This window comes from Corynebacterium sp. HMSC05E07, from assembly GCF_001807225.1.
GTDB lineage: Bacteria > Actinomycetota > Actinomycetes > Mycobacteriales > Mycobacteriaceae > Corynebacterium > Corynebacterium singulare.
Genome location: NZ_KV788245.1, coordinates 1 through 12415, shown reverse-complemented (window position 1 = coordinate 12415; position 12415 = coordinate 1). Strand labels below are relative to the sequence as shown.

9 protein-coding genes and 1 pseudogene are annotated in these 12415 nt (G+C 62.8%); 8 read left to right on the top strand and 2 right to left on the bottom strand.

From position 1 onward, the window contains the following. The 6 genes and pseudogenes from HMPREF3149_RS09000 to HMPREF3149_RS08975 all read left to right on the top strand — a co-directional run. Positions 1-199 (top strand): annotated as a pseudogene (locus HMPREF3149_RS09000) (hypothetical protein); the annotation flags it as partial. A 247-nt stretch (positions 200-446) separates the two neighbouring features. Then, complete coding sequence (locus HMPREF3149_RS08995) at positions 447-1046, top strand: hypothetical protein (RefSeq protein WP_070537546.1); 600 nt, start codon at positions 447-449, stop codon at positions 1044-1046. A gap of 353 nt (positions 1047-1399) precedes the next feature. Then, positions 1400-2161 (top strand): 5-oxoprolinase subunit PxpA, encoded by a 762-nt coding sequence (locus HMPREF3149_RS08990; protein WP_070537543.1) that lies wholly within the window; start codon positions 1400-1402, stop codon positions 2159-2161. Further along, positions 2161-3708, top strand: coding sequence for a 5-oxoprolinase subunit B/C family protein (locus HMPREF3149_RS08985; RefSeq protein ID WP_070537541.1), 1548 nt, complete (start codon positions 2161-2163; stop codon positions 3706-3708). The genes HMPREF3149_RS08990 and HMPREF3149_RS08985 overlap by 1 nt, the downstream gene beginning before the upstream one ends. Before the next feature lie 18 nt (positions 3709-3726). Next, entirely contained in the window at positions 3727-5532 is a 1806-nt protein-coding gene (locus HMPREF3149_RS08980) for an acetyl/propionyl/methylcrotonyl-CoA carboxylase subunit alpha (protein ID WP_070537540.1), read from the top strand. Between the two features lie 22 nt (positions 5533-5554). After that, on the top strand, positions 5555-6154 hold the full coding sequence (locus HMPREF3149_RS08975; protein WP_070537538.1) for a GntR family transcriptional regulator: 600 nt from the start codon (positions 5555-5557) through the stop codon (positions 6152-6154). 229 nt (positions 6155-6383) lie between these two features. On the opposite strand, the gene HMPREF3149_RS08970 is transcribed toward HMPREF3149_RS08975, so the two are convergent. Beyond that, the gene (locus HMPREF3149_RS08970; RefSeq protein ID WP_070537537.1) at positions 6384-7154 is read right to left on the bottom strand and encodes a putative hydro-lyase; all 771 of its coding nucleotides are present in this window, start codon (positions 7152-7154) and stop codon (positions 6384-6386) included. Further along, on the bottom strand, positions 7154-8317 hold the full coding sequence (locus tag HMPREF3149_RS08965) for an NRAMP family divalent metal transporter (protein WP_210385438.1): 1164 nt from the start codon (positions 8315-8317) through the stop codon (positions 7154-7156). The genes HMPREF3149_RS08970 and HMPREF3149_RS08965 overlap by 1 nt, the downstream gene beginning before the upstream one ends. A gap of 279 nt (positions 8318-8596) precedes the next feature. On the opposite strand from HMPREF3149_RS08965, the gene HMPREF3149_RS08960 reads away from it, so the two are divergent. Next, a complete protein-coding gene (locus HMPREF3149_RS08960; protein ID WP_070537533.1) occupies positions 8597-9757 on the top strand; it encodes an acetyl-CoA C-acyltransferase in 1161 nt (386 codons plus the stop codon). After that, positions 9758-11944: a 3-hydroxyacyl-CoA dehydrogenase/enoyl-CoA hydratase family protein gene (locus HMPREF3149_RS14030; protein ID WP_070537531.1), complete on the top strand. Its 2187-nt coding sequence runs from the start codon at positions 9758-9760 to the stop codon at positions 11942-11944. The last annotated feature ends 471 nt before the right edge of the window (positions 11945-12415 follow it).

Below are 12415 nucleotides of genomic sequence, written 5' to 3'. Positions count from 1 at the left end.
AGGCGACAACAAGAAGCCGGGCGAAGGCGATGACAACAAGGAGAAGAGCTCCTTCGACGACTTCAAGGCCAAGCTGTCTTCCGAGGATGGCAAGCCGACCAAGCTGGGTATCGCAGGCATCGTTGCTGGCGTTCTCGCCGCAATCGCCGCTGTTGTTCCGGCTGCTGCTCAGGCCCTGAACATCAAGCTTCCGTTCTAATTACTGAGGCTTGAACGTCCTAAGGGACGTCTATAAGCGCGCAGGCACCCCCACCACCATCGCGTGGATTGGGGGTGCCTTTGTGAGTTCATGGGGAGTATTCCCGAAAATCGCGGTTTTTAACCTAACACCAATCACAGCCGTGGGATCTGGGTTACACTCCGAACCCAACCGATATCGGTTAACGGAAAGGTTTAATCCACCTTTCACGATCTTTTTCACTTACTACCTATCCCCCGGAGTTTTTATGTCTACCCTTTCACGCGGCCTGCTTGCCGCCACCCTGACTGGTTCCCTCGCCCTTTCCGGCACCACCGTCGCTTCCGCCGCTGACTGCGGCTCCCCGTCTGCTGAGTTCACTGCCTCCGTTGATGGCAAAGAGCACACTTTCAAGAAAGTTAGCGAGTTTCTTTGGCAGGCCACCGACGATGAAGACGTCACGCTAAACCGCGCTGAGATTTTCCAGATGGCTAAGGAGGGGGCGGACGTGTGCTCTTCTGAGCCTATCGACATCGGCGATTGGGGAACCGGCAACAGCGACAGCGGTTCCAACGATAACGAGCACGAGGATGATGACGCTGATGCTGGCAAGGGCGGCGATGACGCTGATGCTGGCAAGGGCGGCGACGACGCTGATGCCGGCAAGGATGGCGACGATGCTGATGCTGGCAAGGGCGGCGACGACCAGAACAAGGACAAGAAGAGCTCCATTAAGGACGCACTGTCTTCCGAGGACGGCAAGCCCTCCACGCTGGGCATCGTTGCAATCGTCGGTGGCGTACTTGCTGCCATCGCAGCTGCCTTCCCGTTCGTCAAGGACGCTCTCAACATCAAGCTTCCTTTTTAAGAAGTAGCGACTGACACTTCCACGCCCGCTCCGCGCACCGTCGTGCGGAGCGGGCGTTTTCCTCTCTCGACATGGCAACGATGGAGAACATCTGGTTTGGGGCATACGGTCAATGTGGGCCAAGCAAACCCGATGAGTGAACCGCTGTGATGAGAACCATCAGCGAAACGTCGGCGTCACCACTGGCAAATCTCTCGACGAAACACCACCGCTCGTGCCTTTGGCGCAGCCCGGACGGAACAGATCACTCCCCCATCCTCACGCAAATGAGGGACACACTTCACAAATGCACGTGACGCGGGCTACACTAAACACCCTAAGATTGTTCAACAATTCGGGATGTAGGGAGAATCATGAGCGCGCTGCACATAGACCTCAACGCCGACCTCGGCGAGACCACCGCGGGCAACCCCGTCGCCGACGATGCGGCCATGCTCCAGCTTGTCTCTTCCGCCAACGTGGCCACTGGCTTCCATGCGGGTGACCCGCACTCCATCGCGGGCACGCTGAAGGCAGCCGCGGAGGCTGGTGTGACGGTGGGCGCGCACGTGGGCTATAACGATCCGGCAGCCTTCGGCCGCCGTTTTATTGATTACAACGCCGCTGAGCTGGCAGACGAGGTCACCTACCAAATCGGCGCTCTGCAGGCATTGGCGCAGGCCAATGGTACGAAGGTCGCCTACGTTAAGCCACATGGCGCGATGTACAACGCCATCGTTCATCACGAGGCCCAAGCACACGCTGTCATCGACGGGATCAAAGCCTTCGGCGATCTGCCGGTCATGCTTCTGCCGGGCGGCGTGGCCGTCGATATCGCAGAGAAGAAGGGGCTGACCGTTATCCGTGAGGCCTTCGCAGACCGCAATTACAACCCCGATGGAACCCTGGTGTCGCGGCGAGAAGCGAATGCAGTGATGGGTGATGAGGGGGACGTCGTCAAGCGCGTGCTCGACGTTGCCGAAACCGGCTCCATCACCGCCATCGATGGAACCGTGCTCAACGTCGATGCGCAGTCGGTATGCACGCATGGCGATTCGCCCGGTGCGGTAGCCCTCCTGCGCGGCGTGGTCGATGAGCTTAAGGCGCGCGGTATTGAGATTCGGAGCGTTGTCTAATGCATATCCACCCTGTGGGAACCCGCGCGCTACTCATTGAACTGGAGGATTTGTCCCAGGTCATGGCGTGGCATGCGGCGCTCGATGCCCAGCCGCTCAAAGACCAAGTCGACGCCATCGCAGCGGCCACCACGCTGCTTCTGACGTTTGCCACCCCGAACTCGGCCGCGGCGGCCGCCGAGAGGCTGCAGGATTTCCGCCCCACCGCGCATGCGGGCGAGGATCCGCGCTTGGTGGAGATTGATGTGCTGTATGACGGCGAGGATCTGGATGAGGCCGCCGAGCTCATGGGCTTGTCCCGTGAGGGCCTCATTGATTGGCACACCTCCACCGAGTGGCTGGCCGCATTCGGTGGCTTCGCTCCCGGCTTTACCTATTGCACTCCGGCGGATTCTGCGCACAATTTCAACATCGAACGCCGAGCCACGCCACGTACCGCCGTTCCGGCGGGCGCGGTTGGTATCGCCGGTGGTTTTTCTGCGGTGTATCCGCGGGTGTCGCCCGGCGGCTGGCAGCTGCTGGGCACGACGAGCACGCCAATGTGGGAGTCGGATGCCCAGCCGCCCGCGCTGGTGCAGCCGGGTGACCGCGTGCGCTACCGCGCGGTGAGTTCGCTTCCCGATTTCGTCTCCACCACGCCATTTGGCCGCCGCACCCCAGCGCGCCTGCCGCGCATGGAGGTCCTCGATGCCGGTCTGCTCACACTCTTCCAGGATCAGGGGCGCCCCGGCCGCGGCAACCTGGGTGTCACCCCTTCGGGCGCAGCGGACCTTGCGGCGGCGGCCACGGCGAACGTCGCCGTGGGTAACCCGCGTGGCGCCACGGTATTGGAGAACATCGGCGGTATTCGCCTGCGCGCGCTGACCGACGCCGTCATGTGCGTCACCGGCGCCCAGTCCCGCGTCTTGTTGGAAGATATGCCCGTGGCACTGGCTCGTCCCGTGTTGGTTACCGCGGGCTCAACGGTAACGGTCGAGCCTGCAACGGTGGGCCTGCGCAATTACATTGCCATCCGCGGCGGCATCGTGGCGGATGCGGAGCTGGGCTCGGCGTCCACGGACGTGCTCTCCGGGTTGGGGCCTTCACCGGTGCGGCTTGGCGACGTCATCGGTGTCCTCCCCCGCTCCACCGCCATGACCGACGGCCAGTTGTCCAACCCGCTGCGCGTCAGCGAAGGAGCACACGGCCAAACGCACGGCGTTCTGCGCTGCGTGCTGGGACCGCGTGATGACTGGTTCACCCCGGATAGCCTCAATGTCTTCCTGTCTACTGAGTGGACGGTCACCCCGCAGTCCAACCGAGTGGGCGTGCGACTGCTTGGCCCCTCGGAGGACACGGGCCTGAGCCGTTCCCGGCAGGGTGAGCTGCCCTCGGAGGGCATGGTGGCCGGCTCGGTCCAGGTCCCGCCCAGCGGTGAGCCGGTCATTTTCCTCCGTGACCACGCTGTTACCGGCGGCTATCCCGTCATCGCCACTGTTCTCGAAGAAGACATTGACATTGCCGCGCAGCTCCCGCCGGGAGCCACGGTCCGTTTCGAACTCGCTTAAACACTCTGAAGGTTAACCATGATTTCTGCAGTCCTTATTGCTAACCGCGGCGAGATCGCCGTACGCATCGCCCGTACCGCACGTGACCTGGGCATCCGCTCTATCGCTATCTACTCTGAGGCTGATGCCGGCGCTCTGCACACCCAGGTGGCTGATGAAGCCTATGCCCTGCCTGGTAACTCCGCGGCGGATACCTATATGAACGTTCCGGCACTGCTCGACATTGCCGTGCGTGCAGGTGCCGACGCCATTCACCCCGGCTACGGCTTCCTCTCCGAGAACGCTGACTTTGCCCGTACAGTGGCCGACGCCGGCCTGACCTGGATTGGCCCCTCCCCGGAGTCCATCGAGCTGCTTGGTGACAAGATTGCTGCGCGCCGCGTAGCCGAGGAGGTCGGCGCCCCGCTGGCCCCGGGCACCTCCGATCCCATCGATGATTGGCAGGAGGCCCGCGCCTTCGCGGAGGAGCACGGCCTGCCCATCGCCATTAAGGCCGCGTACGGCGGCGGTGGCCGCGGCCTCAAGGTGGTGGAAAACCTCGAGGACATCGAGGCTGCCTTCAACTCCGCTGGCCGCGAAGCCAAGGAGGCCTTCGGCCGCGCGGAGTGCTACGTGGAGAAGTTCCTCACCCACCCGCGCCACGTTGAGGCCCAGATTCTTGCCGATACCCATGGCAACGTCGCCGTCCTCGGCACCCGCGATTGCTCCACCCAGCGCCGCTTCCAAAAGCTCATCGAGGAAGCACCGGCGCCTGCGCTTAGCGACGATCAGCGCCACGGCATTCACGAAGGTGCCCGCGCCATCTGTGCCAAGGTGGGCTACACCGGTGCCGGAACCGTGGAGTACATCGTCTCTGAAGACGGCACGATTTCCTTCCTCGAGGTCAACACCCGTGTGCAGGTCGAGCACCCCGTCACCGAGGTTGTGACCGGCGTGGACATCATCGCAGAGCAGTTCCGCATCGCCTCCGGCGAACCCTTGTCTTTCCTATCTGACGCTCCCGCGTCAGATTCCCCGTCTGATTCCTCATCTTCGTCCGATGCGAAAGCATCGGACCCTGAGGCCCACGGCCACGCCTTCGAGTTCCGCATCAACGCCGAGGACATCCTCAACGGCTTCGCGCCGTGCCCGGGCACCGTCGTGCGCTTCGAACCACCGACTGGCCCAGGTATCCGCGTGGATTCGGGCGTACGCTCGGGCTCCATCGTGCCGCCGTACTATGACTCGCTCGTGGCCAAGCTGTTGGTTTGGGGGCCGACCCGTGAGATCGCGCTGAACCGCGCGAAGCAGGCCCTCGAAGAATTCGACATCGAGGGCGTGCGCACCGTGCTGCCTTTCCACCGCGACATGGTGGCCTCCCAGGTCCTCGTCGACCACGGCGATTCTTCTGCCGAGGCCGGCATTTATACCGATTGGCTCGACCACAACTACCGCCCGTCCGCACAGGCCACGAGCGCCGTTGCTCCAGTGGAGGCCATCTACGCCAAGCGCACCCGCGTTGCCCTGGAAATCGACGGCAAGCTGGTCAGCGTGGGCTTCCCAGCCGACCTCTTGGCGGCGGGGGCTGCGGGGGCGAAGGGGGCGAAGGGGGCGTCGGCAAGCGCGGGTGGCGGCGCCGGGGACGTGACCTGCCCCTATGAGGCGAACCTCGTGGCGTGGAACGTAGCCGAGGGCGAGACGGTCGAGGAAGGCCAGCCCATCGCCACCATTGAGGCAATGAAGATGGAATCCTCAGTCAAGGCTCCGGCCGCGGGCAAGGTATCCCTCGTGGCCAAGGAAGGCGACCGCTTGGAACCAGGCGCGGTGATCGCCACTATCAATTAGCCAGCAGGCTACTGTGAGTCGCATGCTTGCAGATTCCGTCGCGTCCGCGCTCCGCGCTGCCATCTCCGAGGGCGACTACATGCCCGGCCAACAGCTCAACGAGGTCCGCGCGGCCGAGCGCTTCGAGTGCTCTCGCAATACGCTGCGGGAGTCCTTCGCCATGCTTGCGGCGGAGCGCATCGTTGAGCGCATCCCCCACCGGGGCGTCTTCATAGCGACCCCGGACGAGGATTTCGTCCGCGACCTCTACCTGGCCCGCGCCGCCATCGAGCCGGCCGCGGCCCGGTATGGCACGTTTCCGGACCCGGGCGAGCTTGTGCGGCTTACCGAATCCGCCGTGCAAGCCGGCGCACCCCGTCCCCTTCTCAACCAGCGCTTCCACCAGCAGCTGGTCGTGGGGCTTGGCTCTTCAACACTCGAACGCACGATGTCCCACCTGCTCGCGAGAATGCGCTTGACCTTCTTGTTGACACTCGAGCGTTACCCGCAGATCCACGACGACCACGTGCAATCCAATATCGACTTAGCGCACCTCATCGCCCGAGGCGAGCGCGATGCCGCCGCCGATGCCTGCCGAGCTGATCTCATGCGGGCGATGGACTCGATTCTCCGCGTGCTCTAGCCTCGTCGCAGGCCATATCAGCCGTCCCGTTGCTTCCCGCCGCACAGCATTTCCAAAAGGTCCCTTTACTCCGGTCCCTTTACAGCGAAAAGGGACCATATATCCCGGATTTTGGGTCTCCACGTGGTCCCTTTACAGCGACAAGGGACCAAACTAAGGGGACCAAAGTGAGGGGACCACAGTGTCGGGGCCGCCTAGCCCTTTCGCCCAACACCCGAATGGGCGGTGTTTAGGGGATGAGGTAGTCGCGGTCCGGGATATCAGTGACCAGCATTTTTCCTGGGGCATGCGTGATGGCGAGGCTAGGCCGCGAGTTCATGACGATGGCTTGTGGGGTCACGCCGCACGCCCAGAAGACGGGGATGGTGCCCTCGGGAATATCGATGGCGTCGCCGAAATCGGGCTGCGATAGGTCCTCGATGCCGATGGCGGCCGGGTCGCCCACGTGGACAGGCGCTCCATGCACGGCGGGGTAGCGGGAGGTGATGCGCACGGCATCGGACACCTGGCTCGCGGGAATGGGGCGCATGGACACCACCATCGGTCCAGAGAAAATCCCGGCGGGAGTCGTGGCAATGGTGGTGCGATACATCGGCACGTTGCGGCCCTGATCAATGTGGGCGAGCGGGATGCCGTTATCGAGCAGCGCGTTCTCAAAGGTAAAGGAACAGCCGATGAGGAAGGAGATGATGTCTGGGGAGTAGAAGGGGGTGGCGTCGGCAAGCGTATGCGTGAGCTGGCCGTCCTCATAGAGGTTGTAGGCCGGGATATCCGTGCGCACGTCCCCGCCCGGGATGAGGTCAGAAGTGTATTCGCCGGCTTCCAGCACCCCGACGATGGGACACGGCTTGGGATTGCGTTGGGCAAAAAGGAGGAAGTCGAAGGCGTACTCGCGCGGCAGGGCGATAAGGTTGGCCTGCATAAAGCCGCGCGCATGGCCCGCAGTCGTGGCCATGGCGTGCGTGCGGGCAAAGGTACGCACCTCGGCCGGGTTCTGCATTATGCCCACAGTTCAACGATTCCAGAAAACGACCTAACGCCGATAACAATTTCCAGCCCTAGGGCCAGCACGCCCAGAATGAGCAGCCACAGCGGCTGTTTGACGCCGTGGGTCAGGTCATGGCGGCAGAAGGCGACCCACATGACCATGGCGAAGGCGATGGGCAGGATGATGCCGTTGAACGCGCCAGCGAAGATGAGCAGTTTCTGCGGGGCGGAGTTGAGGATGACGAACAGGATGGTGCAGATAACAATGAAGCCGACGGTGAGGAAGTTGCGGGTACGCGGGGAGACCTTCTGCGTGGTCACGAAGGTAATTGAGGTGTAGGAGGCGCCGATAACGGAGGACAGACCAGCAGCGAAGAGGACCACACCGAAGGCGCGGAGGCCGAACTCGCCGGCGGCGTTGTAGAAGGCGTCGGCAGCCGTGTTGTCCTCAGACAGCGCTACGCCGGTGGCGACGACGCCGAGGACTGCGAGGAAGAGCAGAACGCGCATGATGCCGGTGACGATGATACCCAGCACGGAAGTTCGCGTAATCGCGCCGACGTTCTCTGGGCCAGAGAGACCAGAATCGATAAGGCGGTGGGCGCCGGCGAAGGTGATGTAACCGCCGACGGTACCGCCAATCAGCGTGGTGATAACGAAAAAGTCCACGGACTCCGGCATGACGGTGTTCTTCAGGGCCTCGCCCACCGGCGGCTGGGAGACGATGGCGACGTAGAGCATCAGCAGGATCATCACCGCGCCAAGGGCGGCAACAATGCGGTCGAGAGCCACGCCGGCACGCTTGGACAGGAAGATGAAGACGGCAATGGCAGCGGCGATGACGCCACCCCAGCGTGCTTCGATGCCGAGGAGTGCATTGAGGCCGAGGCCAGAACCGGCGATGTTGCCGATATTGAAGACCATGCCTCCGATAAAGACCATGATGGCCATGAACCAGCCGAGGCCTGGGAGGACGGTGTTGCCCAGTTCGTTGGCGCGCATGCCGGAGATAGCGAGGACGCGCCAGACGTTGAGCTGAATGGCGATGTCCACGATGATCGACAGCACGATAGCGAAGGCCAGCGCCGCACCCATCTTGACGGTAAAGACCGAAGTCTGGGTAAGGAAGCCTGGGCCAATGGCGGAGGTGGCCATGAGGAACATGGCGCCCGCCATGGCACCGATCCCCTTGGGCGGCTTCGCCTGCTGGGTCTCCTGGCCGGAAGCTGGAACCGCAGAGGCGTTAGTTGATTCAGAGCTCACTAGAGAGAACCTTTCGTGACGCAGGTCGCATTGCTGAATGGTGAAAGCATAGAGGTTGTTCAACAATCTGTAAATAGCGCGGAGGTCGGGTGCACCCGCACCCCGGACGTGACGGGACATTGCACGGAACGGAAAAGTGACCTAGGATACGGAGTTAACTAATAGTCATTCGTATAACCCACGGAGGAACCCATGACTCAGGACATCTACATCGCGGGCGCTGCACGCTTGCCCATCGGCAAATTCGGTGGAAGCCTCGCCCGCCTTTCCCTTACCGAGCTCGGCTCGCTCGCAGCAGAAGCAGCTATTGAGCGTTCGGGACTCAAGGGCGAGGACCTCGATACCGCCGTGGCCTCCAATGTCATGCCCGTGGTGCCGAAGGACCTGTATCTCTCGCGCGCTATCGCCAAGAACGTCGGCATGCCGGACTCCTCTACCGCGATGGGCGTTAACCGCCTCTGCGGCTCCGGCGTCCAAGCCGTCATCAGCGCCGCCCAGCTTCTGCAGTCTGGCGACGGCTCCTTGGCCTTGGCCGTCGGCGCGGAATCTATGAGCAACGCACCCTACTCCGTCGAAGGCGCGCGCTTTGGCAAGCGCATGGGTGATGGCAAGCTCTATGACTGGCTCACCGGCGCACTTTCCTGCCCCTTCGGCACCGGCCACATGGGCGTCACCGCGGAAAACGTCGCCGCGGACAACAACATCTCCCGTGAGCGCCAGGACGAGTTCTCTGCTGAATCGCAGGAGCGCGCCGCCAAGGCCCGCGAGGAAGGCGTGCATGCAGAGGAGATCGTCCCGGTCGGCGAACTGGACTTTGATGAGGGAGTGCGGGAGACGAACGTCGATAAGCTGGCAAAGCTCAAGCCTGTCTTCGTCAAGGACGGCACCGTCACCGCCGGCAACGCCTCCGGCATCAACGATGGTGCAGCCGCCGCGGTGCTGGCTACTGCGGAGGAAGTGGACAAGCGCGGCCTGGACCCGCTGGCGAAGATTGTGTCCTGGTCCATCGCGGGCGTGGACCCGACGCGCATGGGTATTGGCCCCATCGCCGCCGTGCCGAAGGCACTGGACAAGGCCGGCCTGAAGCTGGAGGACATTGACCTCATCGAATCCAACGAGGCCTTCGCCGCCCAGGCTATCGCCGTTCAAGACGAGCTGGGCTTCGACCCGGCCAAGACCAACGTCTACGGCGGCGCTGTTGCCCACGGCCACCCGGTGGGTGCCACCGGCGTCATCCTGCTGACCAAGCTGGCTTATGCACTGCGCCACCAGGGCAAGCGCTACGGCCTGGTCACCATGTGCATCGGCGGCGGTCAGGGTATCGCCATGATTATTGAGAATGGAGCTAAGTAAATGAGCATCACCAAGGTAGCCGTCATCGGCGCAGGTTCTATGGGTTCCGGCATCGCCGCACTCTGCGCATCCGCCGGCATGGACGTGGTCCTGCTGGACCAGAATGTGGAGGGCGCTCAAAAGGGCGTCGATATCCAGCTCAAGCGTAAAGGTTTCCACCTGCCGGAGTTTGCTGAGCGCGTCACCGCCAGCGATGATTACGCGCTGCTGGAGGACCGCGAGTGGGTCATCGAGGCCATCTTCGAGGACCTGGGCGCAAAGCACTCCCTGTACGAGGCCATCGAGCCGCACCTGTCCGAGGACGCCATCCTCAGCTCGAACACCTCTACCCTGCCGCTCGAATCCCTCCTCGAGGGCGTCGCGGAGACTCGCCGCGAGAAGTTCGCCATTACTCACTTCTTCAACCCGCCGAAGATTATGCGTCTGGTGGAGCTCATCGCCTCCGGCTCGACGGAAGACACGCTGCGCACGACCATCGAACAGACCCTGGGCAAGATTGCGCTCGAGTGCCGCGACACCCCGGGCTTCATTGCTAACCGCGTGGGCTGCTACTGGATGGCCGCCGGTGTGGCCCGTGCCCGCGAGTTCGATGTGAGCTACGAGCTTGCCGACGCAGCCTTCGGCCGCGCCTTCGGCATCCCCCGCACCGGTATTTTCGGACTGCTCGACTACATCGGTCTGCAGCTGGTGAAGCCGATTTGGACGTCTTTGGAGACAGCCCTGCCTGCGGGTGACCCGCTTCTGGAGGTTCCCCTCGGGGACGACTCCTTCATCGAAGGCCTAGTAGAGCGTGGCCTCACGGGCCGTACCGGTGACGGTGGCTTCTACCGCGGCCGTGACGAGGTCATCAACGAGTCTTATGAATACGTGCCGCGCACGCAGCCGACTGACCCGGTCGTGGGCCTCAAGGATCCGCGCGAGGTCATGGAGACCGATTCGCCGGGCGGCCGCTTTGCCCGCGCGGTCTTCCTCGACACCCTGGCATACTGCTGCGAGGTCGCACCTGATATCGCTGACCACGTGGGCCTCATCGACGAAGGCCTGACCTTGGGCTTCGGCTGGAAGAAGGGCATCTTCACGCTTGCCGACGCCATCGGGATCGACTGGGTCGCCTCCGCCTACGGCTCCAACGTTCCGGCCTTGGTCTCCGCCGCGGCTTCGGCTGGTGGTTTTTACGGCAAGGGTTCGGTGCTCTCTTCTTCCGGTTCGCGTCAGGAGCTCGCGCCGCGTGAGGGTGTCGCGACCTTGGCCTCACTCGACACGGAGACCATCGTTTCCCTGGACGCTGGCGCGGTCCACGCGGTCTCGACGTCGGCCGGGCGCATCGGCATCATCGATTTACACACTCCGATGAACTCCATGCCAACCCCGGCCCTCGAAGTCGTCCGCGCGGCCATCGGTGCTGTGTCCTCGGAGAACCTCGTCGCACTGGTCATCGGCAACGATAAGCCGGTCTTTTGCGCGGGCGCCGATCTTGGATCCATCGCTGCCGCCGGCGAATCCGGTTCTGCTGCACGTGTTCAAGAACTCATCGCGGATGGCTCGAAGACCCTGCGTGCACTCAAGTTCGCCCCAGTTCCGGTCGTGGCTGCCGTGCGCGGAGTGGCCTTGGGTGGCGGCTTCGAAACCGCCCTGGCCTGCGACCGCATCGTGGCTCACGCCGATACCCGCCTCGGCTTCCCGGAGCGCACGGTGGGCCTCTATCCTGGCTGGACAGGCACCATCTCCTCGCTGGAGCGTCTCAAAGCCGCCGGCGTTGAAGACTATCACCAGAAGGCATTCGACTTCATCGCCTCCGCACGCAACTTCTCCTCGGCTTTCGAGGCCCAGAAGGCCGGTTTCCTTTCCTCGGATGATGTCGTGCTCATGTCCTACGACCACGTTCTGGCCCGCGCTCTGCAGGAGGCCGGCAACCTGGCAGGCTCGTACACCCCACCTGCCGACAACCAGATCGACATGTACTCCGGCGACGCTGCCCTCGACCGTGACTGGCCCATCGAGGGCACCACCGAGAACGACCACGTCATCGTGGCTAAGCTCGCGGAAATGTACACCGGCTCCGGTTCACTCAGCTTCACCGAGTTCTGCGAGCGCGAGGTGGAGTACGACGTGCCGCTCGTCATGCTGCCAGCCAATGTCGAGCGCGCCAAGCACATGGCTGCGACCCGCAAGCCGCTCAACAACTAGCCTGCGCCAACCTCATCGCAAATGGTCCCTTTACACTGGTCCCTCTATTCAACAAAGGGACCATTTGTATGTGGTTTTGGTGTGGAGGTGGGGCCTGGCCCCCGGAAAGTAGACACGTCGGGGGTCAGGCCCGTGACCCGCTGAACTCGTCGTGGCCAACTTCACCTCACTACGCACTCTGAAACCGGAAGAGCCGCATAAGCGTGGGGCCTATGTCACTGGCTACGAGCACATTCCATCTGGAATGGACTCCAAGCGTGGACTGTGGACAAGCGACTACTTATATCGCGAAGCCAGCAAAGTTGGTCCGGTAACACGCAAAGTCATCGGAAGAAGAGAGTGTCTGATGCAGCGGCTGAATGAAGAAGTGGTTGCTTTCTCTAGCCACTTGTAGACGACCAGCCGAAGAGAAACATGCTTCACTTAGTTCCTCGAACGGTAGTCAGCGATGTACTTGTGGTGAAGGTACTT

Excerpts from the sequence above, each read along its gene's own strand:
- HMPREF3149_RS14030 (WP_070537531.1), top strand. The coding sequence starts at position 9,758 with ATGAGCATCACCAAGGTAGCCGTCATCGGCGCAGGTTCTATGGGTTCC.
- HMPREF3149_RS08995 (WP_070537546.1), top strand. The coding sequence starts at position 447 with ATGTCTACCCTTTCACGCGGCCTGCTTGCCGCCACCCTGACTGGTTCC.
- HMPREF3149_RS08960 (WP_070537533.1), top strand. The coding sequence starts at position 8,597 with ATGACTCAGGACATCTACATCGCGGGCGCTGCACGCTTGCCCATCGGC.
- HMPREF3149_RS08975 (WP_070537538.1), top strand. The coding sequence starts at position 5,555 with ATGCTTGCAGATTCCGTCGCGTCCGCGCTCCGCGCTGCCATCTCCGAG.
- HMPREF3149_RS08990 (WP_070537543.1), top strand. The coding sequence starts at position 1,400 with ATGAGCGCGCTGCACATAGACCTCAACGCCGACCTCGGCGAGACCACC.
- HMPREF3149_RS08980 (WP_070537540.1), top strand. The coding sequence starts at position 3,727 with ATGATTTCTGCAGTCCTTATTGCTAACCGCGGCGAGATCGCCGTACGC.
- HMPREF3149_RS08965 (WP_210385438.1), bottom strand. The coding sequence starts at position 8,317 with ATGGCGGGCGCCATGTTCCTCATGGCCACCTCCGCCATTGGCCCAGGC.
- HMPREF3149_RS08970 (WP_070537537.1), bottom strand. The coding sequence starts at position 7,154 with ATGCAGAACCCGGCCGAGGTGCGTACCTTTGCCCGCACGCACGCCATG.
- HMPREF3149_RS08985 (WP_070537541.1), top strand. The coding sequence starts at position 2,161 with ATGCATATCCACCCTGTGGGAACCCGCGCGCTACTCATTGAACTGGAG.